This is a genomic window from Pseudomonas sp. KD5 (assembly GCF_012932895.1).
Classification (GTDB): Bacteria; Pseudomonadota; Gammaproteobacteria; order Pseudomonadales; family Pseudomonadaceae; genus Aquipseudomonas.
The window spans coordinates 37,052-62,894 of record NZ_JDWJ01000010.1; the positions used below are offsets into that span (position 1 = coordinate 37,052).

Consider the following 25,843-nt stretch of genomic DNA (forward strand, 5'->3'; position numbering starts at 1 on the left):
CAGAAGTCAGAACCATGAGTGTGAACAGTGCGAAATCCGGTGATCCGATCCGTTCGACACGCTCGGAGCGGCTTCTGGTTCTCAGTAGTGTGTTGTTGGTGATCGCAATACTGAGCATCGTCGCGTTCCTGCTGATCCGCGAACACGCCAATGCCAAATTGTCCGCCGCTCGCGCCGCCAACAATATCGTGCAATTGATCGACGCCGACGTGCTGCGCAATGTCGAACTCTATGACGTGTCCCTGCTGGGTTTGATCGCTGCCTCCCAGCGGGAAGACCTCAAGAGCGTTTCCCCAGCCATTCGTCACCTGGCCTATTTCGACCGCGCCACTGCCGCGCCGTACAAGGGCAACATCTTGTTGCTCGACAACAAGGGCTATGTGATCGCCGACTCGGCCTCGGTGGAGCCCAGAAAGGGCAACTTTGCCGATCGCGAATACTTCCAGGCCCACATCAACAATCCGGACCCGGGCATGTTCATCAGTCGCCCTTTCAAGGCCCGGCCGCCGGAACAGGATTGGCGGATCAGTTTCAGCCGCCGGGTGAACGGCACCCAGGGTGAGTTCCTCGGCGTGGCCGAGGCCGCCATGCATTTGAGCTACTTCGATCAGTTGTTCAACAGCTTGAGCATCGGCCGCGACAGTACGGTCAGCCTGATCAGCAAGGACGGGATTCTCCTGGCCCACCAACCCCACCTGGCCGAAGAGCTGATCGGCAAGGATTTCAGCAACCGCCCCAATTTCCAGCGCATCGTCAAAGAAGGCAACGGCAGCTTCACCGGCATGTCCAGTCGATACAACGATGAGCGCTTGTACACCTTCTCCAAGGTCGGGAATTTGCCGTTGATCGTCATCGTTGCGCTGTCCAGCGATGAAGTCTTTGCGGCCTGGAAGCGCACCGCGGTGGTAGTCACTTCTGCGACCGTTGCCCTGTGCGTGAGCCTGCTGTGGCTGACCTGGTTGCTCTGCCGGGAGCTGCGTCGACGCCAAAGCGCCGAGCAGGAACTGGCACAACTGGCCGCCACCGACCCCTTGACCGGTCTGGCCAATCGCCGAAGCCTGGATCAGGCTCTGCACCATGAATGGTTTCGTGCCCAGCGTTCCGGTCAGCCGTTGTCGCTGTTGATGATCGATATCGATCACTTCAAGGCGTTCAATGATCGCCACGGCCACCGAGGGGGCGACGATGCCTTGCGCTCGGTGGCCAAGGTGATCGACACTCATGTTCGACGGCCGGCGGACCTGGTCGCCCGGTATGGTGGCGAGGAGTTTTCAGTGATCCTGGCTGAAACCGACAGCGCCGGAGCCCGACAGATTGCCGAAAAAATCCGTATGGCGGTGGAGCAATTGCCGTTGGTGGGAGGTGATGTGTCACCGATTACTGTCAGTATTGGTATCAGTACCTGGACGACAGCAACCGACATCAGCCTGGAACAGTTGCTGTTTGCAGCGGACAAGGCGCTGTATCAGGCCAAGGAAAATGGGCGGAACCGGGTGGTCGCTGCGGATTGATCTTTCCCGCTGGCATAAAAAAAGGCCACCCGAAGGTAGCCTTTAAAAAACTAGAGAGGTTTTTTGCTTACACGGCCGCAACAGGACGCATGTAAGAGATCGGTGCGGTGCTGGCGTCTTCGAACGTCACGACTTCCCAAGCATCTGTCTGCTCAATCAACTTGCGCAGCAGCTGGTTGTTCAATGCGTGTCCGGACTTGAAGCCCTTGAACTCACCAATCAGGCTATTGCCCAGCAGGTAGAGGTCACCAATCGCATCGAGGATTTTGTGCTTCACGAATTCGTCTTCATAGCGAAGGCCGTCTTCGTTCAGTACACCATCCGCGTCGACCACAATTGCGTTTTCAACGCTGCCGCCGAGTGCGAGGTTGTGCTTGCGCAGGTACTCGATATCACTCATGAAACCAAAGGTACGTGCGCGGCTGACTTCTTTTACGAACGAAGTGCTGGAAAAATCCACGCTTGCACTTTGTGTGCGGTCACGGAAAACCGGGTGATCGAAATCGATCTCGAAGCTCACTTTGAAACCTTCGAAAGGGACGAAAGTGGCGCGCTTGTCGCCGTCTTCCACTGTCACTTCCCGCAGGATCCGGATGAACTTCTTGGCGGCGTCCTGCTCTTCCAGGCCGGCCGATTGAATCAGGAATACGAAGGGTCCAGCGCTACCATCCATGATCGGGACTTCGGACGCGGAGAGCTCGACGTAGGCGTTATCGATGCCCAGGCCAGCCATGGCCGAGAGCAGGTGCTCCACCGTGTCCACTTTGACGTCACCGTTAACAAGCGTGGTCGACATAGTGGTTTCGCCAACGTTTTCCGCGCGGGCAGGAATCTGCACCACAGGGTCGAGGTCAGCACGACAAAACACAATGCCGGTGTCGACAGGCGCTGGCTTGAGGGTCAGGTAGACCTTCTCCCCGGAGTGCAGGCCGACACCTGTGGCACGGATAATATTCTTCAGGGTGCGTTGTTTAATCATGGCATGGGCCGCTTCAGCGCAAATTGCGAACTGGTATCAACAAAGGCTGGCGATGATAGCAGACCAGACCTTTGCTGAACACCAATCACCCTAATACCCCTGATACATTTCATCAATCGGCCTGACGACGCAGGAAAGCCGGGATGTCCAGGTAGTCCAGATCATCTTGCGGGTTCATCTTCGCGGCAGTCGCAGCACCGGCCTGAGCCTGGTTGCGCATGACGGTCGGACGGTCCAGGTCACGGTAGTTCACCGCAGGCTGTTCCTGACGAACAGGGGCTTGTTGTTGTGGCTGGGAAGCCATCGAGGTGTGAACGGTGTTGTCGATGACCTTCACAGGCTTCTCGATTTTAGCGCCCAGACCTGTGGCAACCACAGTCACGTGCAGTTCGTCGCGCATGTCCGGATCGATAACGGTACCGACCTTGACCATTGCGTGCTCGGATGCGAAGGCTTCGATGATGCTACCCACGTCGGAGTACTCACCCAGCGACAGGTCAGGACCGGCGGTGATGTTCACCAGGATGCCGCGTGCACCTTGCAGGTTCACGTCTTCGAGCAGCGGGTTGCGAATGGCCGCTTCGGTCGCCTCACGTGCACGGTTCGGACCGCTGGCGCAGCCAGTGCCCATCATCGCCATACCCATTTCGCTCATCACGGTACGCACGTCGGCGAAGTCGACGTTGATCATGCCCGGACGCTTGATGATGTCGGAGATACCGCGAACGGCGCCGGCCAGTACATCGTCGGCCTTGGCGAAAGCCGACAGCAGGCTTGCGTCTTTGCCGAGGATGGTCAGCAGCTTCTCGTTGGGAATGGTGATCAACGAGTCGACGCTTTCAGACAGCAGACGGATACCTTCGTCGGCGAGCTGCATGCGCTTGCGGCCTTCGAACGGGAACGGACGGGTCACCACCGCAACGGTGAGGATCCCCATTTCCTTGGCCACTTCAGCAATGATTGGCGCTGCACCGGTACCGGTACCGCCGCCCATGCCGGTCGTGATGAACACCATGTTGGTGCCCTGCAGGACTTCGGCAATGCGCTCACGGTCTTCGAGAGCGGCCTGACGACCTACTTCAGGGTTGGCGCCGGCGCCCAGACCTTTGGTCACGCTGGTGCCCAGTTGCAGAATGGTGCGCGCGCTGATGCTTTTCAGCGCTTGGGCATCAGTGTTGGCGCAGATGAATTCAACGCCTTCAATGTTGCTCTTGACCATGTGATTGACAGCGTTGCCGCCGCCTCCGCCAACACCGATAACTTTAATAACCGGGCTTGCGGGGATGTTGTCTACGAGTTCGAACATTTTCCCTCTCCTTACATTCTCTAGTTTTTTCGCCTACTGCTTTTGAAGCGGTGTTGCGGTAAAGCTTTAGAAATTGCCTTGTACCCAGCTCTTGATGCGATCGAGCAGAGCGGCTTTCGGTTCGTCATTGCTGTAGCTGTCGCGGCTGCCGATGCCCGAGAACGAAATCCCGTCGGACTGCTTCTGCAGGCCGTACATCAACAGGCCAACGCCGGTGGAATAGATCGGGTTGCGGACCACGTCGTCCAGACCCTTGACGCCATGGGGCACGCCCAGGCGAACCGGCATGTGGAAGATCTCTTCGGCCAGTTCGACCGCGCCTTCCATCTTCGACGTACCGCCGGTCAGCACGATGCCGGCCGGGATCAGGTCTTCATAGCCGCTGCGACGCAGTTCGGCCTGGATCAGGGTGAACAGCTCGTCGTAACGCGGCTCGACCACTTCGGCCAGGGCCTGGCGGGACAGTTCGCGCGGTGGACGGTCGCCGACACTCGGCACCTTGATGGTTTCGCCGGCACCGGCCAGTTTGGCCAGGGCGCAGGCATAGCGAATCTTGATTTCTTCGGCGTACTGGGTCGGGGTGCGCAACGCCATCGCGATGTCGTTGGTCACCTGGTCGCCCGCAATCGGGATCACTGCGGTGTGGCGGATCGCGCCTTCGGTGAAGATCGCGATGTCGGTGGTGCCGCCGCCGATGTCCACCAGGCACACGCCCAGTTCTTTCTCGTCGTCGGTCAGCACCGAATACGCCGAAGCCAGCTGCTCGAGAATGATGTCGTCGATTTCCAGGCCGCAGCGGCGCACGCATTTTTCAATGTTCTGTGCGGCGTTGACGGCGCAGGTGACCACGTGAACCTTGGCTTCCAGACGCACGCCGGACATACCCAGCGGCTCGCGCACGCCTTCCTGGTTATCGATCACATAATCCTGCGGCAGGGTGTGCAGCACGCGCTGGTCAGCCGGGATTGCCACAGCCTGGGCGGCGTCGAGGACGCGTTCAAGGTCGGCGGAGCTGACTTCGCGATCACGAATCGCCACGATGCCGTGGGAGTTCAGGCTGCGGATGTGATTGCCGGCCACGCCGACGAACGCCGAGTGGATCCGGCAACCGGCCATCAGCTGCGCTTCTTCGATAGCGCGCTGGATCGACTGGACGGTGGACTCGATGTTCACCACTACGCCTTTTTTCAGGCCGCGGGACGGATGTGTACCGATCCCGACGATTTCGAGCGTGCCGTCGTCCGCGACCTCGCCGACCAGCGCCACCACCTTGGAGGTGCCGATATCGAGACCGACGATCATTTTGCCGCTTTGCACGTTTGCCATGGGTCCTGCCTCTTCTTAATTCTTTGCGACAGCGGGTTGGGCTGTCGTCGGCGCTACAGGTTCCCGCCAGCCAACGGCAAGGCCGTTGGCGTAGCGCAGATCGATGCGCGCAATGTTCGTAATCTGCTCTTTGAGCGTCTTGTCATAGATGGCAATGAAGCGGCGCATCTTTTCCACCAAGTTGCCGCGTCCCAGCAGCAGTTCGATTCCGGGACCGGCGCTGCCTGCGCCGGTGGTCAGGAACCAGCTGCCTCGTTCACGCAACTCCAGGCGTGCAATCGAGAAGCCCAATGGCCTGAGCATCTGGCTCAGCACCTGGTATTGCTGCATCACTTGTTGCTGGGCCCGCTGCGGGCCGAACAGCTGTGGCAAGTGTTCGTAGTTCGCCAGCTCGCGCGGGGTGAACGCCTGTCCCTGGTTGTTCAACAGCGACTCATCGCCCCAACGGGCCACCGGCAGTTGTTCTTCCAGGCGAATCACTACCTGATCCGGCCACACCCGACGCACTTCGGCGTGGGCAATCCATGGCATCTGTTCAAGCTCGGTGCGCATGCTCGCCAGGTCGATGGTGAAGAAGCTCGACGCCACGTACGGGGCGATCCGCTGCTGCACCGCTTGCTGGCTGATGTAACTCAAGTCGCCCTGCACGGCGATTTTGGTGATCGGCCGGTCAGCGTACGGCAGCAAACGCTGTGCGCCTTCGTAAGTACCGAACCCCAACGCCACCAGCAGCACGGGCCAGAACAGGCTTTTCAGAAAACCGAAGTTGGCTTTCGGCAGGCGCACGGACATCGGCTCTTTGGCCACCATTCGGCTGGCACCCCGCGGCACCGGCTTGCGGCCGGGTGGTGCGGAGGGCTGATGTCTCAGCTGTGCGCCTTGCATGGTCTTACCCTCGTGGCTCAATGCTTGCGGCCAGAATCGCCAGAACCAGTTGCTGGAAATCCAGGCCAGCGGCACGGGCCGCCATTGGCACCAGACTGTGATCGGTCATGCCCGGTGCGGTGTTGACTTCCAGGAACCAGAACTGCCCGTCGGCGTCCTGCATCACGTCCGCCCTGCCCCAACCGGCGATACCCAGCGCCTCACAGGCTTTGGCCGTGAGGTCCATGAGTTCCTTTTCTTTGTCGCTGTCCAGGCCGCACGGAATGCGGTACTGGGTATCGTTGGCGATGTACTTGGCGTCGTAGTCGTAGAAACTGTGCGTCGTGCCCAAGGCAATCGGTGGCAACACCTGGTCACGCAGGGTGGCGATGGTGAACTCCGGACCGTGAATCCATTGCTCTACCAACACTTGCGAATCGTAGGTACCGGCCGCTTTCCACGCCTCGATCAACTCGGGCGCGGAAGTCACTTTGGCCATCCCGATACTGGAGCCTTCATGGGCCGGTTTGACGATCAACGGGAAGCCCAGTTCCGTGGCCGCCGAAATACAATCGGCCTCGGAGCGCAGTACCGCGTGGCGTGGCGTCGGAATGCCGAGGCTGTGCCAGACCTGCTTGGTGCGCAGTTTGTCCATGGCCAGTGCCGAGGCCAGAATGCCGCTGCCGGTGTACGGAATTCCTGCGCATTCGAGCAGGCCCTGCATGCTGCCGTCTTCACCGCCACGACCGTGGAGGATGATGAAGGCGCGGTCGATTTTTTCGTTCAGCAAGCGCTGCAGCAGGTCATCGCCCACATCAATACCGAACGCGTCCACGCCGGCGCTTTGCAGTGCTTCGAGCACCGCGTTACCCGACTTCAAGGACACTTCACGCTCAGCACTCTTGCCGCCGAACAGCACGGCAACGCGACCGAAATCCTTCGGCGCGACAGTGGAGACGAGGTTGGCGTAAGCAGCAGTCATTTCAACTTCCCCTCTACCGGTGCGGCAACGGCCCCGGCGAACAACGGACTGTTCAACAGTTTGGGTGCGAGACCGCCGATATCACCGGCGCCCTGACACAGCAGAATGTCGCCGGCACGCAGCAGCGGCTTGACGATCGGCGCGAGATCGATACCGCGCTCGATGTAGATCGGGTCGAGCTGACCGCGCTGACGGATGCTGTTACACAGCTTGCGGCTGTCGGCGCCCGGGATCGGCTCTTCGCCGGCCGGATAGACTTCCATCAGCAGCAGCACGTTGGCGTCGGCCAGCACATTGACGAAATCGTCGTACAGGTCGCGGGTGCGGCTGTAACGGTGCGGCTGGTAGACCATCACCAGACGGCGCTCCGGCCAGCCACCGCGCACGGCTTTGATCACGGCCGCGACTTCGGTTGGGTGGTGACCGTAGTCGTCCACCAGCATCACGTTGCCGTCTTCGACCGGCAATTCGCCGTACACCTGGAAGCGACGGCCAACACCCTGGAACCCGGACAGGCCCTGGACGATGGCCTCATCGCTGACGCCTTCATCAGTGGCAATGCAAATGGTCGCCAGCGCGTTCAGCACGTTGTGGTTGCCCGGCATGTTTACCGAGACATCCAGTGGCTCGCGATCAGGGCGCAGCACGGTGAAGAAAGTCTGCATACCTTGCTGGCGCACATTGATGGCGCGCACGTCAGCGTCATCGCCGAAGCCGTAAGTGACCGTCGGACGCTTCACCAGCGGGAGGATTTCACGCACCACTGGATCGTCCAGGCACACCACCGCCAAACCGTAGAACGGCAGGTTGTGCAGGAACTCGACGAAGGTTTTCTTCAGCTTGTTGAAGTCGCCGTCGTAGGTCGCCATGTGATCGGCGTCAATGTTGGTGACCACGGCCACCAGCGGCTGCAAGTGCAGGAAGCTGGCATCGCTTTCGTCGGCTTCCGCGATCAGGTAGCGGCTGGTGCCAAGCTGAGCATTGGTGCCCGCGGCATTCAGACGGCCACCGATGACGAACGTCGGGTCCAGGCCACCGGCGGCGAACACCGAAGCGATCAGGCTGGTGGTGGTGGTTTTGCCGTGAGTACCGGCGACGGCGATACCGTGGCGGTAGCGCATCAGCTCGGCGAGCATCTCGGCACGCGGCACCACCGGAATCCGGCGTTCCAGCGCGGTCGCGACTTCCGGGTTGGACGTGTTGACGGCGCTCGACACCACCAGCACGTCGGCGGCTGCGGCGTTCTCGGCACGGTGGCCGATGAAAATATGCGCACCAAAAGATTCCAGGCGCTCGGTCACCGGCGAAGCTTTCAGGTCGGAACCGGACACTTGATAGCCCAGGTTCAGCAACACTTCGGCGATACCGCACATACCCACGCCGCCGATTCCGACGAAGTGGATACGACGGATACGGCGCATTTCCGGTTGTGGCATGGCTTTCTTGTTCTCAACCATGGGCCACCTCAAGGCAAGTATCGACCACGTTACGAGTGGCATCGGGTTTGGCCAGGCGGCGTGCCGCGCTGGCCATGTCGTTGAGTCGTTGCGGTTGCATCAAGACCTCTGTCAGGCGAGCGGCAAGGTCCGCTGCGCCAGTCGTTCTTTGCGGCATCAGGAAGGCAGCGCCTTCACGGGCCAAATAATCGGCGTTGCGGGTCTGGTGATCGTCGATCGCGTGGGGCAAAGGCACCAGCATCGAGGGCAGACCGGCGGCCGCCAGTTCACTGATGGTCAGCGCACCTGCGCGGCACACCACCAGGTCGGCCCAGCCATAGGCTTGGGCCATGTCTTTGATGAAAGGCTGCACTTGCGCCTCGACGCCAGCCGCGCGATAGCGCTCTGCAGTCACTTCATCGTGGTTTTTGCCGGCCTGATGAAACACGTCCGGGCGCAGATCGGGGGCGACTTGCGACAGGGCTTCAGGCAGCAACTTGTTCAACGGCTCTGCGCCCAGGCTTCCGCCCAGGATCAGCAAACGCGCCTTGCGACCGGCCAGGGCAGGTCGCGGTGTTTCGAGGAACAGCTCGGTGCGCACCGGGTTACCGGTGGTCCGACGGCTGTCCGACAGGGTAAAGGTGTCGGGGAACGCTTCACAGACTCGGGCGGCCAACGGCACCAGCAACCGATTGGCGGTACCGGCCACGGCGTTCTGCTCGTGAACGATGACCGGCACGCCGGCCAGTCTGGCTGCAACGCCGCCAGGACCAGTCACAAAACCACCAAAGCCGACCACACAGACTGGCCGCAGCTGACGAATGATCGCCCGCGCCTGCCAGATCGACTTGAGTAACATGACCGGCGCCTTGAGCAGGGACAATTTGCCTTTGCCGCGCAAACCGCTGGCGTGGATCCGATGCAATTCAATACCGGCCGCCGGCACCAGATCGTTTTCGATCCCGCGGGGCGTGCCGAGCCAGTGCACGGTGTAGCCGCGGGCCTGGAACTCACGCGCACAGGAAAGTGCCGGGAACACATGGCCCCCGGTGCCGCCAGCCATGATCAGTACGTTAGCGCCCATGGTTCGGCTCCTCGGCGAAGTCGCTCTCATGGAATTCCATTTCTTCGCTGCCCAAATGGGTTCGACTCTCCCACTCGATGCGCAGCAACAAGCCAAGACAGGCACAGCAGATCACCAACGAACTGCCGCCATAACTGAGGAATGGCAGGGTCAGACCTTTGGTCGGCAGCAGGCCGACGTTCACGCCGATGTTGATCAGGAACTGGCCGATCCACAGGAACGACAAGCCGTAAGCAACGTAGGCGGCAAAAAACTGTTTGGCTTTCTCGGCCCACAGGCCGATGTACATGCCACGAATACACACGAAGACGAACAGCGCCACCGTGCACAAGGAACCCACGGCCCCGAGTTCTTCAGCCAGCACCGAAAACACGAAGTCGGTGTGGGCTTCCGGCAAGTAGAACTGTTTCTGCACGCTGTTACCCAGGCCGACGCCCAGCCATTCGCCGCGACCGAAAGCGATCAAGGCCTGGGAGAGCTGATAGCCGGCACCGAACTGGTCGGCCCACGGATCGGCAAAGTTGGTCAGACGCGCCATTCGATACGGCTGCATCTGAATCAACAACACCACCGCCGCGACAGCCAGGACCACCATCAGGGAAAACCGGAACAGACCGACTCCGCCGAGGAACAGCATTGCCGCCGCCGCCCCCATCATAACGACGGTGGCACCGAAGTCCGGCTCCATCAGCAACAGCCCCGCCATCGGCAGCAGCACGATGAACGGCTTGAAGAAGCCCATCCAGCTTTCACGCACTTCTTTCTGACGGCGCACCAGATAACCGGCGAGGTAGATCACCACGAACACCTTGGCGATCTCGGAAGGCTGAACGTTGAAGAAACTGAAGCCGATCCAGCGCATCGAACCGTTCACTTCCCGACCGATCCCCGGGACGATCACCATCACCAGCAAGCCGAACGCACCAAGCAGCATCAGCCAGCCCAGGCGTTGCCAGGTGGCAATCGGAATCATCATGGTGACGATGCAGGCACCCAGGCCCAGCACAACGTAGATCAGGTGGCGAATCATGTAGTACAGGGCGCTGCCCGACTGCACCGCCCCCACCTCGGTCGATGCCGAGGCAATCATGATCAGCCCCAGGCCGAGCAGTGCCAGGCAACCGGCGAGCATCGGGAAATCGAGGTCGATACCGCGCCCGGTGATCAGCGGCGATGGATACGGCTTGATGATGTTCTTCAAGCTCATGCCAGATCCTCCACGGCGCGGACGAACTGGTGACCACGGTCTTCATAGTTCTTGAACATGTCGAAGCTGGCGCAAGCCGGCGACAGCAGCACCGCGTCGCCCTTTTCGGCGATGGCGCGGCATTGCTCGACCGCTTCGATCAGCGAGCCAACGCGAATCAGTGGCACGGCATCGCCGATGGCCTCACCGATCTTGTCGGAATCACGGCCCATCAAAATGACGGCGCGGCAGTTGGCCGCCACCGGATCACGCAAATCCTTGAATTCGGCGCCCTTGCCATCGCCACCGGCGATCAGCACAAGCTTGCCGTCGATGTCCGCCCCCAGGCCTTCGATGGCCGCCAAGGCGGCGCCGACGTTGGTGGCTTTGGAATCGTTGTAGTAGCTCACGCCATCAAGGTCGCGGACCCACTGGCAGCGATGCTCGAGCCCGGCGAAATTACGCAGGGCCGAAAGCATTGCGTCGAACGGCAGGCCCACGGCGTGGCCGAGCGCCAAGGCCGCCAGGGCATTGGACTGGTTATGCGCGCCACGAACTTTCAACTCGCGCACCGGCATCAGGTTCTGGAATTCGAAGGCCAGGTATTTCTCGCCGTTCTCTTCTCGAATGCCGAAGGCCTTGAAGTCGGGTTTGTTCAAACCGAAGGTCCAGCACGGCTGACCTTCACCCATCAGCGGACGGCTCAGGGCGTCCTGACGGTTGACCACAAACTGCCTGGCGCCCCGGAAGATCCGGTGCTTGGCCAAGTGATAGGCCGGCAGACCGCTGTAGCGGTCCATGTGGTCTTCACTGATGTTGAGCACGGTCGCCACTTCGGCGTTGAGCTGATCGGTGGTTTCGAGCTGGAAGCTCGACAGTTCCATCACGTACAGTTCGATGTCGTCGCTGAGCAAATCCAGCGCCGGTGTGCCGAGGTTGCCACCAACGGCAACACGCTTGCCGGCCGCAGCCGCCATCTCGCCGACCAGGGTGGTGACGGTGCTTTTGGCGTTGGAACCGGTAATGGCGACAATCGGCGCTTTCGCGTTACGCGCGAACAGCTCGATGTCGCCGGACATTTTCACGCCACGGGCGGCGGCAGCCTGCAGGGCCGGGGTCGCCAGCGCCAGGCCGGGGCTCACGTAGAGCTCGTCGGCACGGCACAGGAATTCGACGTCCAGCTCGCCACAACGCACTTCCACGTGCGGATAGTCACGCTTGAGCGTGGCCAGTTCCGGTGGATTTTCCCGCGTATCGGCGACAGCAAACGACACGCCCCGGTTCGCCAGGAAGCGAACCAGGGACATGCCGCTCTTGCCGAGGCCGACAACGATGCGGAAGTGGTCAGAAGCGATCAGAGACACTCGTTCTACCTCAGCTTCAGGGTGGCAAGGCCGATCAACACGAGAATCACGGTGATGATCCAGAAACGGACGATCACGCGCGGCTCGGGCCAGCCCTTGAGTTCAAAGTGGTGGTGAATCGGTGCCATGCGGAACACACGGCGACCGGTCAGCTTAAAGGAGGCGACCTGAATGACGACTGACAGGGTCTCCATCACGAACACACCGCCCATGATGAACAGGACGATTTCCTGACGGACGATCACTGCGATGGTGCCCAGGGCCGCACCCAGCGCCAGCGCGCCAACATCGCCCATGAAGACTTGTGCCGGATAGGTGTTGAACCAGAGGAAGCCCAGGCCCGCACCGATCAAGGCGCCGCAGAACACAATCAGCTCACCCGCGCCCGGTACGTAAGGAATCAGCAGGTATTCGGCGAACTTCACGTTACCCGACAGGTAGCAGAAGATCCCCAGGCCACCGCCGACCATCACGGTGGGCATGATCGCCAGACCGTCGAGGCCGTCGGTCAGGTTGACCGCGTTGCTCGAGCCGACAATCACGAAATAGGTCAGGACGATGAAGCCTGCGCCCAGCGGAATGCTGTAGTCCTTGAGCATCGGCAGGATCAGGGTGGTTTCCACCGGCGTCGCGGCAGTCATATAAAGGAAGATCGCCGCACCCAGGCCGAACACCGACTGCCAGAAATACTTCCAGCGGCTCGGAAGGCCGCGGGAGTTTTTCTCGATGACTTTGCGATAGTCGTCAACCCAGCCGATGGCGCCGAATAGCAGGGTCACCAACAACACGACCCAAACGTAACGGTTGGTCAGGTCAGCCCAAAGCAAGGTGCTGACGCCGATGGAGGAAAGAATCAGCGCGCCGCCCATGGTCGGGGTGCCCGACTTCGACAGGTGCGATTGCGGGCCGTCGTTGCGAACGGATTGACCGATCTGACGGTTCTGCAGAGTGCGGATCATCCACGGGCCATAGCACAGCGACAAGACCAGCGCGGTCAGTACACCGAGAATCCCGCGCAGGGTCAGGTACTGAAAGACCGCGAAGCCTTTGTAGAACTGTTGCAGATACTCCGCTAGCAGCAGCAGCATTAATGTTTCTCCAGACTGGTCCCGCACAAAGCGGCAACGATGTTTTCCATCGCAGCGCTGCGCGAGCCCTTGATCAAAAAGGTAGTGTTTGTGTCCTGCTCGGCTTCCAGGGCCTTGATCAGTTCAGCCTGTGTGCTGAAGTGAAAGGCCTGCTCGCCGAAAGCGTTCACGGCGTGAGCCATCATTGGCCCGACGGCGTAAAGCGCGGAAACCTTGCCGCGGGCGTAATCGCCCACATCGCGGTGCCCCTGCTCTGCCCACGCGCCCAACTCGCCGATATCCCCGAGCACCAAAACGGTGCGGCCGGAAAAGCCGGCGAGTATATCAACGGCGGCGCACATAGAGGTGGGGTTCGCGTTGTATGTGTCATCGATTACGCGCATGCCGTTAGGCGCCAGTTGCGCGACGGTGCGGCCCTTGACCGGTTGCACCGCGCCGAGGCCGGTGGCGATGCCGAACAGCGACACACCCAAGGCATGCGCGGCAGCGGCAGCGGCCATGGCATTGGCGACGTTATGGGTGCCGAGCAGATTCAGCTGAACCCGCTCCACACCTTCAGGGCTGTGCAGGTTGAACGCCGGGCAACCGCGGGCATCGCGATCCAGGTCGCTGGCATGGAAATCGGCGTTGACGTTGCTCAGGGCAAAAGTCAGCACTTTTCGACCGGCGGCACGGGTCTTCCAGATGTCGAAGGCCTTGTCGTCGAGATTCAGCACGGCGATGCCATCGGCATCCAGCCCTTCGAGAATCTCGCCCTTGGCTTCGACGATTTTTTCCGGCCCGCCGAACTCACCAACGTGGGCAGTCCCGGCGTTGTTGATGATGGCCACGTGGGGTTTGGTCATGGCGACGGTGTAGGCAATCTCGCCAATGCGCGAAGCGCCGAGTTCGATCACGGCGGCGGTGTGTTCCGGCGCCAGTTCGAGCAGGGTCAGCGGAGCGCCGAGGTCATTGTTCAGGTTGCCACGGGTCGCCAGCACCGGACCGCGCGTGCGCAGGATGCTTGCCAGCATTTCCTTGACCGTGGTCTTGCCGCTGGAGCCGGTAACGGCCGCGACCGGCTGAGTGAACGCGGCACGGTTGATCGCGCCCAACTGGCCGAGGGCCTGGCGGGTGTCCTTGACCAGCAGTTGCGGCAGCGAGCTGTCGGCCACTTCGCGCTCGACCAGCGCACCCACGGCGCCTTTGGCGGCGACGTCGTTCAGGTAGTCATGGCCATCGAAACGTGGACCGGCCAGAGCAATAAACAGCTGGCCGGGCTTGATCGCGCGGCTGTCGATGCTGACACCATCAAAGCTGGCATCGACGGAGATCAGACGGGCATTCAGTGCGCCGGTCAGCTCGCTCAGTTTCAAGGCTTTAAGCATGGGCCACCTCCCACGCGGTCAGGGCATGATCGGCCTCGACCAGATCGGAGAAAGCGAGGCGTTCGCCATTGATTTCCTGATAGTCCTCATGACCTTTACCAGCCAGGACAATCACGTCATCCGCCGAAGCGCTGGCGATCAACTGGGCAATCGCCTGGCCACGACCGGCGACGAAGGTGACTTTATCCACAGCGGTGAAACCGGCGCGGATGTCGTCGAAAATCGCGGCGGGGTCTTCGGTGCGCGGGTTGTCGTCGGTGACCAGCACACCATCAGCCAGACGCTCGACCACTTCAGCCATCAGCGGACGCTTGCCGCGATCGCGATCACCGCCGCAACCGAACAGGCACAGCAACCGGCCTTTGGCGTGAGGACGCAGGGCCATCAAGACTTTTTCCAGCGCATCCGGTGTGTGGGCGTAATCGACCACCACCAACGGCTGAGTGCCGCCGCCCAGACGCTGCATGCGACCGGCCGGGCCTTCGAGTTTCGGCAGCACGTTGAGGATTTCGTCCAGCGCGTAGTCCAGACCGAGCAAGGCACCGACCGCGGCCAACACGTTGCTCAGGTTGAAACGGCCGAGCAAGGTGCTGCGCAAATGGTGTTCGCCCTGCGGCGTAACCAGCGTGGCGCGCACGCCCTCGTCACTGAACTGCGCTTCGCGGCAATACAGGTAAGCGCGGGAGTCTTCCAGGCTGTAAGTGATCAGCCGCGACTCACCTTCATCAGCCGACAGTTGCCGGCCAAAATCGTCGTCGAGGTTGACCACCCGGCACTTCAGATCATTCCAGGCAAACAACTTGGCCTTGGTTTCGCCATAGGCCTGCATGGTGCCGTGGTAATCCAGATGATCACGCGACAGGTTGGTCATCACCGCCACATCGAAGGCCAGCGCGGTTACGCGGCCCTGATCCAGCCCATGGGAAGAGACTTCCATGGCCACGGCTTTGGCACCGGCCTTTTTCAAGTCGGCGAGGGTCGCTTGCACTGCAATCGGATTCGGCGTGGTGTGCAGGCCGCTCTCCAGCGCGCCGTAGAAACCGGAGCCCAGAGTGCCAACGATACCGCAGTGTTGACCGAGCAAATCGAGGGCTTGCGCGACCAATTGGGTCACGCTGGTTTTACCGTTGGTGCCGGTCACGCCGATCAGGTTCATGTGACGGCTCGGGTCGCCGTAAAAGCGCCCGGCGATGTCCGACAGCTGCGCCGCCAGGCCTTTGACCGGAATCAGCGGCACGTCGGTAATCGGCAGCACGGTCGCGCCTTCGACTTCATAAGCCACGGCGGCAGCACCGCGCTGCAAGGCGTCGGCGATGTGCGCACGACCGTCGAATTTGCCACCAGGGACCGCAAGGAACAAATCACCTGCCCGTACGTTACGGCTGTCCAGCGCCAATTCGCGGATCAATAGATCATGGCCGGCGTGGGCGAAAATCTTGTTCAGGCTCAGCGACATCAGCCGCGCCCTCCATTAGCTTTCAGCGGAACGACCGGTGCGGCGTTCGCTTGTTGAGTGGCTGGCAGGTTGTCCGGGGTGATGTTCATCAGGCGCAAGGTCCCGGACATCACTTTGCTGAACACCGGCGCCGATACCAGACCACCGAAATAACCGGCCTTGGTCGGTTCGTCGATCACCACCACGATCGCGTAACGCGGGTCGCTCATCGGGCCGAAACCGGCGAACAGCGAGCGGTAGGAGTTCTCGGCGTAGCCTTTGGTTCCGACCGACGTCTTACGCGCAGTACCCGACTTGCCGCCCACGTGATACGCCGGCACCTGCGCACGGAATACGCCGCGCGGGGCTTCGATCACTTGTTGCAGCATGCCTTGCATGGTTTTCGCGACGGCTTCCGGCAGCACCTGAGTGGTTTGCGGCGCCTTGTCGGTTTTGATCAGGGTCAACGGTGCGAGGCGACCATTGTTGGCCAGGGCCGAGAAGGCGTGGACCAACTGGATCGCGGTCACGGAAATACCGTAGCCGTAGGACAGCGTGGCGGTTTCAGCCTTGCGCCATTCGCGGTAGTTCGGCAGGTTGCCGACGCGCTCACCCGGGAAACCCAAGCCGGTGTCCTGGCCGAGGCCAACTTTCTGTGCCAGACGGAAAATCGTTTCGCCGCCGATGTCGAACGCGACCTTACTCATGCCGACGTTACTGGAATTGATCAGGATACCGGTCAGGTCGAGCACCGGACCTTCGGTCTTGGATACGTCCTTGATGGTGTATTTACCAATCTGCAAGCTGCCCGGGTACACCTCGACGGTGTCGCTCGGTTTCCAGCGCCCGGTTTCGATCGCGGCGCTCATGGAGATCGCTTTCATGGTCGAGCCCGGCTCGAACACGTCGATCATTGCGCGGTTGCGCATCATCGCCGGTTGCAGGTTGCGACGGTTGTTCGGGTTGTAGGTCGGCTGGTTGACCATGGCGAGAATCTCGCCGGTCTTCACGTCCATGATCACCAGGCTACCGGCCTTGGCGCCGTTCTCGATGATCGCGTTGCGCAGCTCGCGGTTGGCCAGGTATTGCAGGCGCAGGTCAATGGACAACGCCAAGGGCTTGCCGGCCTTGGCGTTTTTGGTGACCTGGACATCTTTGATCAGCCGGCCGCGCCGGTCCTTGATGACCTGTCGCTTGCCGGGCACCCCGGCCAGCCATTCGTCGTAGGCCAGCTCGACGCCTTCGCGCCCGTGATCGTCGATGTCGGTAAAGCCGACCATGTGGGCAGTGACTTCACCGGCGGGGTAGAAACGCCGGAACTCTTCGATGCCATAAACGCCCGGCACTTTCAGATCGAGCACAGCCTGGCCCTGCTCGGGAGTCAGCCCGCGCACCAGGTAGATGAATTCTTTGTTGGCCTGGGCTTCGAGACGTTCGGCCAGGGCTTTGGGATCCTGCCCCAGGGCAGCCGCCAGTGCCGGCCATTTCTCTTTGGCCAGTTGCATTTCCTTGGCGTTGGCCCACAGCGTGGTGACCGGGGTACTCACGGCCAACGGCTCGCCGTTACGGTCGGTGATCAGACCACGGTGAGCCGGAATTGGAATATGACGGACACTGCGCGCGTCGCCCTGACCTTTAAGGAAGTCACGGTCGACCACTTGCAGATCAATGATGCGCCAGGAAATCGCCGCCACCATGATGCCGAGCAAGCCCAGCACCAGACGGAATCGCCACGGGAAGAGTGCGCCTTCGAGTTTCATCATGGCGCCACCATCTGCACTTCAGCAGCGCCAGGAATACGCATCTTCAGTTGCTCGGTCGCCAACACTTCGATACGGCTGTGGGCGGTCCAGGTGCTTTGTTCGAGAATCAACCGGCCCCACTCCGCCTGCGCCTTGTCGCGCACGCTCAATTCGTTGTACAGCGAATTCAACAGCTGACGGTTCCAGTGGGCGCTATAGGACACGCCGATGGCCGATACGAGCACACCGATAAACAGCAGCAGCATGAAAAAGCTTCCGCCGGGAAGTGGTTTGGCGAAAAGCTTGCTCACCGCAGTTTCTCCGCGACGCGCATGATGGCGCTACGGGAACGTGGGTTGGCTTTGAGTTCGGCCTCGGAGGCGGACTGCGCTTTGCCATGGACTTTGATTTTCGGTTCGAAGGCGACGTGACGGACCGGCAAGTTGCGCGGCAAGTTGTCGGCTTCGCCTTTCACCAGTTTGCGCATGAACAGTTTGACGATGCGGTCTTCCAGCGAGTGGAAGCTGATCACCACCAGGCGACCGCCGACTTCCAGGCACTCCAGCGCGGCTTCAAGACCGGTTTCCAGATCGCCCAGTTCGTTGTTGACGTGAATACGCAGCCCCTGGAATGCACGGGTGGCCGGGTTCTTGCCCTTTTCCCATGCAGGGTTGGCGACTTTCAGCACTTCTGCCAGATCGGCAGTGCGCTCGAACGGCTTGATGTCACGACGTTCGGCCACGGCACGCGCCATGCGGCCGGAGAAACGTTCTTCGCCGTACTCCTTGAACACCCGGGCGATTTCTTCCACTGGCGCGGTATTGACGAACTCGGCGGCGCTGATCCCACGGGACGGGTCCATGCGCATGTCCAACGGGCCGTCATTGAGAAAACTGAAGCCGCGCTCAGGGTCGTCGAGCTGCGGCGAAGATACGCCGAGGTCAAGCAGAACGCCGCTGACCTTGCCGGCCAGACCGCGTTCGGCGACTTCCGAACCGAGCTCGGCAAAGCTGCGCTGTACAACGACAAAGCGGCCGTCTTCGGCCGCTAGCGTTTGCCCGGTGGCAATCGCTTGAGGATCTTTGTCGAACCCGAGCAACCGGCCATCGGGCCCGAGCTTGCTGAGAATCAACCGGCTATGTCCGCCGCGTCCGAACGTGCCGTCCAGATAGCAGCCATCAGGACGTACGGCGAGAGCCTCGACGGCTTCGTCAAGCAGTACGGTGATGTGGTTAAAGCCGCTATCAATAGTCACAGGATCAAATCACGCAGTTCATCAGGCATGGCGCCCGGTTGTTGAATAGCAGCCAGGTCAGCGGCAGAAACCGCATTCCAGGCATCCTCGTCCCACAATTGGAACTTGTTCAGTTGGCCTACCAACATTGCGCGCTTATCCAACTTGGCATATTCGCGAAGACGCGGCGGGACCAGAAAACGACCACTGCCATCGAGCTCGAGGTCGACGGCATTACCAATCAGTAAACGTTGCAGGCGGCGGTTTTCTTCGCGAAGCGAAGGCAGTGCGCGCAGTTTGGTTTCGATAATTTCCCACTCATCGAGGGGATAAACACACAAACACGGATCAACGGCATCGATGGTGACGATTAATTGACCGGAACTACGCGAAACGAGCTCGTCACGGTACCGGCTCGGCATGGCGAGACGGCCCTTTGCATCGAGACTGATAGCGTTAGCTCCGCGAAACACGTCAGCGTTTCTCCAAATATTAGCGTTTTGCGCTCAAAAAACCCACTTCATGCCACTTTCCGCCACTTGCGCACACTATAGGAATGCGCCCACCACACCGTCAAGGCGCGGATAGAAGGAAAAGCCTTACAGAACGGAGATTTAGGAGTGCAAAAGGAGGGGAAACGAGAATCTGGCGGATGAATTTGTTCAATAACTTGAATCAGCACAGAAGGCTGCGTTCAGAAGTTAAAGTAGTTTGTTAAGAGTAAGATTTTTTCGGTATTACAAAAGCGCTTCTGCTATTGATTCAGCAGGGAGGGGAATTGCCATTACACATATCGCTGCCAATGATTGAAGCAGAGAGAAAAAAAGGTGGAGAGTCGATCTGTAAGCCGGGTTCTGTCTTGAACAGTCATTCGTCTACGATGGCCATCACTGGACATCTTTAGCAACCTACCCGGTCCCAGCGCGGGCCACGCCTTGGGACCCTATTTGGTCTTGCTCCAAGTGGGGTTTACCTAGCCACGAACTGTTGCCAGACGTGCGGTGCGCTCTTACCGCACCTTTTCACCCTTACCGGCGCCGAAGCGCTTAGGCGGTTATTTTCTGTGGCACTTTCCGTAGGCTCACGCCTCCCAGGCATTACCTGGCACTTCGCCCTATGGAGCCCGGACTTTCCTCCCCCCCCTAATTTTCATAGAGGGCAGCGACTGTCCGATCGACTCTCCGCCGCGAAGATTAACGGCAGAGCGGTCGAAGAACAAGCTCTAAAAGCCTCTGGCCGGCGCTGCGCGTCGCTTTTTTACTCGCCCTTCTGCTTATCCAGCGCAACCTGATAGAGCACATTCTTGCGCTCGCCAGTAATTTGCGCCGCCAATGCCGCCGCACGCTTGAGCGGCATTTCTTCAAGCAGCAGATTGAGAATACGCATGGCTTCGCTGCTGACAGCGTCCTCAGTCTCGGGAGCAGACCAGCCAGCGACCAGCACTACGCACTCGCCGCGCTGCTGGTTGCTGTCCGATTCGACGAACTCGCGCAACTCGGCCAGCGGCAAGCCTTTAAGGGTTTCGAAGGTCTTGGTCAGCTCACGCGCCAGCAATGCCGGACGATCGGCGCCGAACACCAGCTCCATGTCTTGCAGGCATTCAAGGATGCGGTGTGGAGCCTCATAAAAAATCAGTGTGCGCGGCTCTTCTTTTATCAGCTCCAGGCGAGCGCGTCGGCCGACAGCCTTGGCCGGTAGAAACCCTTCGAAGATGAAGCGGTCCGATGGCAACCCCGCCGCCGAGAGCGCCGCAATCAATGCACAGGCCCCCGGAACCGGCACCACATTGATCCCTGCGGCACGGGCCTGACGCACCAGGTGATAACCCGGATCGGAAATCAGCGGCGTCCCGGCATCGGAGATCAATGCCACATCGTCGCCAGCGAGCAAGCGAGTGATAAAGCGGCTGCCTTCATCCCTCTCGTTGTGTTCATGGCAGGCCGCCAGCGGCGTGGGGATGCCGAAGTGCTGCATCAATCGCTGGGAATGGCGAGTGTCTTCGGCAGCAATCAACGAAACCTCGCGCAGGATCTTCAGCGCACGCGCACTGATATCGTCCAGGTTGCCGATGGGCGTCGCCACCACATAAAGCGAGCCAGCAGCGGAATTCAAAGCACCTGGAGCAGTCAAAGCGCACACCTCATGATCGGTAAAAGCCGCCATTGTAGCGCGTAGCGACATTCGCGATACCTGCAAGCAACCCTCGGTTTTCCAGCCTTTTGTGCAGTGTCGCAACATTTGCATGAGCTAAATTGATCGATTCACGCCAGTAACATCGCGCCCCGGCCAGCGCTTGGGTACAATTCCACGCTTATTTGATCGAGTATCAGGAACACTTACATGATCGCTTGCCTGCGGCTGTTCTCTGCCCTCTGCCTCGCTGCCTTGCTGGCGGCTTGCGCCAGCTCGCCCTCCTCCAGCCTTGGCGAACTTCCACGGACCCCGGATGCCAGTGTCGAGCAACTGCTCGAACAGGCCACTCAAAGTAAAACGCCGGACAAGGCAGCCTTGCTGCGCTTGAGCGCGGCAGACCTGGCTTATCGTCAGGGCAATGCCGGTCAATCCGCGCAAATCCTGCAACAAGTACCGATGGAACAACTCAAGCCTGGCCAACAGGTCTTCGCCAGCACCCTGGCGGCTGAATTGGCCATGGTGCGCAATCAGCCCAAAGCGGCGCTGACGGCCCTGAACCATCCGAGCCTGCAACGCCTGAGCGAACTGCCAGCCGAACAACAGGTTCGCACCGGCACCGTCCATGCCCGCGCCCTTGAGGCCGACGGCCAGACCCTGGCCGCCGCACGGGAGCGCATTTTCATCGCCCCCATGCTGAGCGATCAAGCTGCGAGCAAAAACCACGAAGCGATCTGGACCCTGATCGCTTCGCTGCCGACCGATCAATTGCAGCCGACCACCGACGACGACCTCGGCGGCTGGTTGAGCCTGGCCCGGGCAGTGAAAACAGCCGGCACCCTGGAACAGCAGCAAGCCGCGATCGACAACTGGCGCGCGAACAATCCAAAGCACCCGGCCGCCATCCAGCTGCCGCTGCCATTGACCAAACTCAAGGATCTGGCCAGCCAGCCCCTGAGCAAGATTGCCCTGCTGCTGCCGCAAGACGGCCCGCTGGCTTCGGTCGGCAAAGCATTGCGCGAAGGTTTCATGGCCGCACACTATCAGGCGCAACAAGCCGGGCAGAAGCCGCCAGCCATCGAGTTCTATGACAGCTCGCGCCTGACCTCCCTCGACGAGTTCTATCGCAAGGCCCAGGCCGACGGCGTGCAATTGGTGGTCGGCCCGCTGGAAAAACCGCTGGTCAAACAGCTCAGCGCTCGCCCGCAACTGCCGATCACCACCCTGGCGCTGAACTACAGCGAAGGCGAACAAGGTCCGGCCCAGCTGTTCCAATTCGGCCTTGCCGCTGAAGACGAAGCCCGCGAAGTATCCCGTCGTGCGCGCGCCGATGGCTTGCATCGCGCCGCCATCATGGTGCCGAAAGGCGAATGGGGTGACCGCGTACTCAGAGCATTCAGCCAGGATTGGCAAGCCAACGGCGGCAGCATTGTCGCGACCGAGCGCGTCGACCAACCGGTGCAACTGGCCCAGCAAATTGCCGACATGTTCCAGCTGCGTCAGAGCGAAGGCCGCGCCAAGAGCCTGCAAAACACCGTTGGCTCGCAGGTAGCCGCCCAGCCTTCGCGTCGTCAGGACATCGAGTTCATCTTCCTGGCCGCGACGCCGCAACAGGCTCAACAGATCAAACCGACCCTGAACTTCCAGTACGCGGGTGACGTGCCGGTTTACGCCACTTCCCACGTATTCAGCGCCAGCGGCGACCAGAACCAGTACAACGACATGAACGGTATTCGCTTCTGCGAAACCCCATGGCTGCTGGATGCCAACGACCCGCTGCGCAAACAAGTCACCGCACAATGGCCACAAGCCGCTGGCAGCCTGGGCCGTCTATACGCGATGGGCGTTGACGCCTATCGCCTGGCACCACGCCTGGGGCAACTCAAGGCCTTGCCGGACAGCCGCATCGAAGGTCAATCGGGCAGCCTGGGCATGACTCAGAATCAACGGGTAGTGCGTCAGTTGCCATGGGCACAGTTCGTCAGCGGTCAGGTTCAACGCCTGCCGGACACCTCACGCTGATGCCCGACAGGTCACGCCAGCAGAGCGGCAAGGATGCCGAGCGCCATGCGCTCGAGCATCTTCAGCAACAAGGTCTGCGCCTGCTGGCGCAAAACTGGTTATGCAAACGCGGCGAGCTTGATCTGGTCATGCTTGATGGCGATACAGTAGTATTCGTCGAAGTCCGATACAGAAAAAACACCCAATGGGGTGGCGCGCTCGATAGCATCGATGAGCGCAAACGGCAGAAACTGATTTTCGCCGCGCAGTACTTTCTTCAGCGCGAGTCGCGTTGGGCCAATTCCCCTTGCCGCTTCGACGTGGTTGCCATCGACAGCAACCTTGATCAGTTGAACTGGTTGCAGAATGCCTTCGACAGCTGATCGCTTGCGCCCCGAACCGGACACCTTCACCCAACACTTTTGCTCTTTGCTTTGCGGGCTGCACATTCATGTGCCGAGTAGCCGCGCTAATTAAGGTCACACAGATGGACATGCAATCGCGAATTCGCCAGCTTTTTCAGGCCAGTATCGACACCAAGCAACAGGCGATGGACGTACTTGCACCGCACATCGAGCAAGCCAGCCAGGTCATGGTCAACGCCCTGCTCAACGAGGGCAAAATGCTGTCCTGCGGCAACGGCGGTTCCGCCGGTGACGCACAGCACTTCTCGTCCGAACTGCTCAACCGCTTCGAGCGCGAGCGCCCGAGCCTGCCGGCCATTGCGCTGACCACCGACAGCTCGACGATCACCTCGATCGCCAACGACTACAGCTACAACGAAATCTTCTCCAAACAGATCCGCGCCCTCGGCCAACCGGGTGACGTATTGCTGGCCATTTCCACCAGCGGCAACTCGGCGAATATTATTCAAGCGATCCAGGCCGCACATGATCGCGAAATGATTGTCGTAGCATTGACGGGTCGTGATGGCGGCGGCATGGCGTCACTGCTTTTGCCGGAGGACGTCGAGATTCGCGTGCCGGCCAACGTCACTGCACGTATTCAGGAAGTCCACCTGCTGGCGATCCATTGCCTTTGCGATCTGATCGACAGCCAACTGTTCGGGAGTGAAGAATGACCCCTAATCGCCTAGGCCTTCTGGCCTTGACCCTGTGCCTCGGCATCAGCGGCTGCACCTCGGTGGTTAACGCCAGCCGTGAAGCGCCGATCGACGATGATCGCGGCACCCGCACCTTCGGCAGCAAAATCGACGACTCCCTGATCGAAACCAAGGCCGGTGTAAACATCGCCAAGGCCGATCCGGACCTGGACAACAACTCGCACATCGTCGTCACCAGCTTCAACGGCGTGGTGCTGCTGGCCGGGCAAACCCCGCGCGCCGACCTCAAGGCCAAGGCCGAACAGGTCGCCGCCTCCGTTCAGCGCGTGAAGAAGGTGCACAACGAACTGCAAGTGCTGCAGCCCTCCTCGCTGCTGGCACGCCAGAACGACACCTGGCTGACCACCAAGATCAAGACTCAGATGCTCACCGATCCCTCCATCCCGGGCTCGCGCATCAAGGTTGTGACCGAAAACGGCATCGTTTATCTGCTCGGCCTGCTGACCAAGCAGGAAGCGGCGCAGGCGACCAATCTGGTGCAAGGCGTTTCTGGCGTGCAGAAGATTGTGAAGCTGTTTGAGTACATCGACTGATACTTGCTTACGCGATGGCATCCTTGAGATCGCCTTCGCCGGCAAGCCTGGCTCCTACAGTAATAAAAAAGGCGATCCTTGCGGATCGCCTTTTTTATTACTTCACCACTTTCAAACTGGGTCGACCGCTGGGACGCGGCGGCTCGCTGTCGGGTGGCGGGATATCATCATCCGGCTCGATCTCTTCCTCGTCGTCCAGAGGCGATTCCATATCGAACACCATGCCTTGGCCGTTCTCCCGAGCGTAAATGCCCAGGATCGACGCGATAGGCACATACAGGGTGTGCGGCACGCCACCGAAGCGCCCTTCGAAACTGACCGCCTCGTTATCCATGTGCAAATGACGCACGGCTGCCGGGGATACGTTCAGGACAATCTGCCCGTCACTGGCAAAACCCTGAGGCACCTGTACCGACGGATACTCGGAATTGACCAGCATGTGCGGGGTGCAATCGTTGTCCACAATCCACTCGTAGAGCGCGCGGACCAGATAAGGTCGACTGGAGTTCATAGCGGCTCCTTAAGCCTTAGCGCATGTCGCGTTCGACACCAGACAGACTCGCCTGGAAAGCCTCACGCGCAAACTGGCGCTCCATGTAATCAAGCAGCGGCTTGGCAGGCCGCGGCAGTTCTATACCCAGAATCGGCAATCGCCAGAGTATTGGTAGTAGGCAGCAATCCACCAGACTTTGTTCCTCACTGAGGAAAAACGGCTTGTCGGCGAATAGCGGCGACACGCCTGTCAGGCTTTCGCGCAGCTCTTTACGAGCCACCACGCGAGCTGCTTCCTTGGTCCGCGAATCCAGAATCAGATCCACCAGGCCACACCAGTCACGCTGAATGCGATGAATCAGCAGGCGACTGTTGGCACGCGCCACAGGATAAACCGGCAGTAGTGGCGGATGCGGATAACGCTCATCCAGATATTCCATCACCACGGTCGACTCCCACAACGCCAGGTCACGATCGACCAGGGTGGGCAGGCTTCCGTAAGGGTTCACTTCAATCAGTTTAGGCGGCTGACGACCAGCCTCCACGTAAATGATCTCGGCGCTGACACCCTTCTCTGCAAGTACGATGCGCACTCGGTGGGAATAGTGGTCGGCGGGGTCGGAGTAACAGGCCAACCGATTGGTCACGCCCATGGCGGTC

Annotated in this window: 24 protein-coding genes and 1 other RNA gene; 5 read left to right on the forward strand and 20 right to left on the reverse strand. The window is 60.4% G+C overall.

Annotated elements, in window-relative coordinates; translation table 11 throughout:
* The first annotated feature begins 14 nt into the window (after positions 1 to 14).
* Complete coding sequence (locus tag AF70_RS21505; RefSeq protein ID WP_028939844.1) at positions 15 to 1,511, forward strand: sensor domain-containing diguanylate cyclase; 1,497 nt, start codon at positions 15 to 17, stop codon at positions 1,509 to 1,511.
* A gap of 67 nt (positions 1,512 to 1,578) precedes the next feature.
* Here the strand turns inward: AF70_RS21505 and lpxC are convergent, their stop codons facing one another.
* From lpxC to rsmI, 18 genes are all read right to left on the reverse strand, one after another.
* Positions 1,579 to 2,490, reverse strand: coding sequence for a UDP-3-O-acyl-N-acetylglucosamine deacetylase (gene lpxC, locus AF70_RS21510; RefSeq protein ID WP_007939852.1), 912 nt, complete (start codon positions 2,488 to 2,490; stop codon positions 1,579 to 1,581).
* A gap of 112 nt (positions 2,491 to 2,602) precedes the next feature.
* Positions 2,603 to 3,796 (reverse strand): cell division protein FtsZ, encoded by a 1,194-nt coding sequence (ftsZ, locus tag AF70_RS21515; RefSeq protein ID WP_007939850.1) that lies wholly within the window; start codon positions 3,794 to 3,796, stop codon positions 2,603 to 2,605.
* A gap of 66 nt (positions 3,797 to 3,862) precedes the next feature.
* Complete coding sequence (gene ftsA / locus AF70_RS21520) at positions 3,863 to 5,122, reverse strand: cell division protein FtsA (protein ID WP_007939849.1); 1,260 nt, start codon at positions 5,120 to 5,122, stop codon at positions 3,863 to 3,865.
* A 15-nt stretch (positions 5,123 to 5,137) separates the two neighbouring features.
* Entirely contained in the window at positions 5,138 to 6,007 is an 870-nt protein-coding gene (locus AF70_RS21525; RefSeq protein WP_007939848.1) for a cell division protein FtsQ/DivIB, read from the reverse strand.
* Positions 6,008 to 6,011: 4 nt separating this feature from the next.
* Positions 6,012 to 6,968, reverse strand: a complete 957-nt coding sequence (locus AF70_RS21530; RefSeq protein WP_028939845.1) for a D-alanine--D-alanine ligase — start codon at positions 6,966 to 6,968, stop codon at positions 6,012 to 6,014.
* Positions 6,965 to 8,425 carry a UDP-N-acetylmuramate--L-alanine ligase gene (murC, locus tag AF70_RS21535; RefSeq protein WP_019582351.1) on the reverse strand — a complete coding sequence of 487 codons (1,461 nt, stop codon included), beginning with the start codon at positions 8,423 to 8,425 and terminating at the stop codon, positions 6,965 to 6,967. Before murC ends, AF70_RS21530 begins: the two co-directional genes overlap by 4 nt.
* Positions 8,418 to 9,488: an undecaprenyldiphospho-muramoylpentapeptide beta-N-acetylglucosaminyltransferase gene (murG, locus tag AF70_RS21540; RefSeq protein WP_018930134.1), complete on the reverse strand. Its 1,071-nt coding sequence runs from the start codon at positions 9,486 to 9,488 to the stop codon at positions 8,418 to 8,420. The genes murC and murG overlap by 8 nt, the downstream gene beginning before the upstream one ends.
* Complete coding sequence (gene ftsW / locus AF70_RS21545; RefSeq protein ID WP_019582352.1) at positions 9,478 to 10,695, reverse strand: putative lipid II flippase FtsW; 1,218 nt, start codon at positions 10,693 to 10,695, stop codon at positions 9,478 to 9,480. The genes murG and ftsW overlap by 11 nt, the downstream gene beginning before the upstream one ends.
* Entirely contained in the window at positions 10,692 to 12,038 is a 1,347-nt protein-coding gene (gene murD, locus AF70_RS21550) for a UDP-N-acetylmuramoyl-L-alanine--D-glutamate ligase (RefSeq protein ID WP_018930132.1), read from the reverse strand. The genes ftsW and murD overlap by 4 nt, the downstream gene beginning before the upstream one ends.
* Positions 12,039 to 12,043: 5 nt before the next feature.
* Positions 12,044 to 13,126, reverse strand: a complete 1,083-nt coding sequence (gene mraY / locus AF70_RS21555; RefSeq protein ID WP_008016698.1) for a phospho-N-acetylmuramoyl-pentapeptide-transferase — start codon at positions 13,124 to 13,126, stop codon at positions 12,044 to 12,046.
* The gene (gene murF / locus AF70_RS21560; RefSeq protein ID WP_028939846.1) at positions 13,126 to 14,493 is read right to left on the reverse strand and encodes a UDP-N-acetylmuramoyl-tripeptide--D-alanyl-D-alanine ligase; all 1,368 of its coding nucleotides are present in this window, start codon (positions 14,491 to 14,493) and stop codon (positions 13,126 to 13,128) included. Before murF ends, mraY begins: the two co-directional genes overlap by 1 nt.
* The gene (locus AF70_RS21565; protein ID WP_028939847.1) at positions 14,486 to 15,949 is read right to left on the reverse strand and encodes a UDP-N-acetylmuramoyl-L-alanyl-D-glutamate--2,6-diaminopimelate ligase; all 1,464 of its coding nucleotides are present in this window, start codon (positions 15,947 to 15,949) and stop codon (positions 14,486 to 14,488) included. The genes murF and AF70_RS21565 overlap by 8 nt, the downstream gene beginning before the upstream one ends.
* Entirely contained in the window at positions 15,949 to 17,688 is a 1,740-nt protein-coding gene (locus AF70_RS21570) for a penicillin-binding protein 2 (protein ID WP_019651807.1), read from the reverse strand. The genes AF70_RS21565 and AF70_RS21570 overlap by 1 nt, the downstream gene beginning before the upstream one ends.
* Complete coding sequence (gene ftsL / locus AF70_RS21575) at positions 17,688 to 17,981, reverse strand: cell division protein FtsL (protein WP_003205353.1); 294 nt, start codon at positions 17,979 to 17,981, stop codon at positions 17,688 to 17,690. Before ftsL ends, AF70_RS21570 begins: the two co-directional genes overlap by 1 nt.
* The gene (rsmH, locus tag AF70_RS21580) at positions 17,978 to 18,925 is read right to left on the reverse strand and encodes a 16S rRNA (cytosine(1402)-N(4))-methyltransferase RsmH (protein WP_007939834.1); all 948 of its coding nucleotides are present in this window, start codon (positions 18,923 to 18,925) and stop codon (positions 17,978 to 17,980) included. The genes ftsL and rsmH overlap by 4 nt, the downstream gene beginning before the upstream one ends.
* Positions 18,922 to 19,377: a division/cell wall cluster transcriptional repressor MraZ gene (mraZ, locus tag AF70_RS21585; RefSeq protein WP_003205355.1), complete on the reverse strand. Its 456-nt coding sequence runs from the start codon at positions 19,375 to 19,377 to the stop codon at positions 18,922 to 18,924. The genes rsmH and mraZ overlap by 4 nt, the downstream gene beginning before the upstream one ends.
* Before the next feature lie 354 nt (positions 19,378 to 19,731).
* Positions 19,732 to 20,085, reverse strand: an RNA gene (gene rnpB / locus AF70_RS21590) — RNase P RNA component class A.
* Positions 20,086 to 20,161: 76 nt separating this feature from the next.
* Positions 20,162 to 21,067 (reverse strand): 16S rRNA (cytidine(1402)-2'-O)-methyltransferase, encoded by a 906-nt coding sequence (gene rsmI / locus AF70_RS21595; RefSeq protein WP_018930125.1) that lies wholly within the window; start codon positions 21,065 to 21,067, stop codon positions 20,162 to 20,164.
* Positions 21,068 to 21,244: 177 nt separating this feature from the next.
* On the opposite strand from rsmI, the gene AF70_RS21600 reads away from it, so the two are divergent.
* From AF70_RS21600 to AF70_RS21615, 4 genes are all read left to right on the forward strand, one after another.
* Entirely contained in the window at positions 21,245 to 23,056 is a 1,812-nt protein-coding gene (locus AF70_RS21600) for a penicillin-binding protein activator (protein WP_028939848.1), read from the forward strand.
* A complete protein-coding gene (locus AF70_RS21605) occupies positions 23,056 to 23,418 on the forward strand; it encodes a YraN family protein (RefSeq protein ID WP_019582357.1) in 363 nt (120 codons plus the stop codon). The genes AF70_RS21600 and AF70_RS21605 overlap by 1 nt, the downstream gene beginning before the upstream one ends.
* 104 nt (positions 23,419 to 23,522) lie before the next feature.
* Positions 23,523 to 24,116 carry a phosphoheptose isomerase gene (locus tag AF70_RS21610; protein ID WP_007904374.1) on the forward strand — a complete coding sequence of 198 codons (594 nt, stop codon included), beginning with the start codon at positions 23,523 to 23,525 and terminating at the stop codon, positions 24,114 to 24,116.
* Positions 24,113 to 24,691: a BON domain-containing protein gene (locus AF70_RS21615; RefSeq protein WP_019582358.1), complete on the forward strand. Its 579-nt coding sequence runs from the start codon at positions 24,113 to 24,115 to the stop codon at positions 24,689 to 24,691. The genes AF70_RS21610 and AF70_RS21615 overlap by 4 nt, the downstream gene beginning before the upstream one ends.
* A gap of 97 nt (positions 24,692 to 24,788) precedes the next feature.
* Here AF70_RS21615 and AF70_RS21620 read toward each other — a convergent pair whose 3' ends face one another.
* On the reverse strand, positions 24,789 to 25,202 hold the full coding sequence (locus tag AF70_RS21620) for a ClpXP protease specificity-enhancing factor (protein WP_007939829.1): 414 nt from the start codon (positions 25,200 to 25,202) through the stop codon (positions 24,789 to 24,791).
* 16 nt (positions 25,203 to 25,218) lie between these two features.
* Complete coding sequence (locus tag AF70_RS21625; protein WP_007939828.1) at positions 25,219 to 25,836, reverse strand: glutathione S-transferase N-terminal domain-containing protein; 618 nt, start codon at positions 25,834 to 25,836, stop codon at positions 25,219 to 25,221.
* Positions 25,837 to 25,843 lie beyond the last annotated feature (7 nt).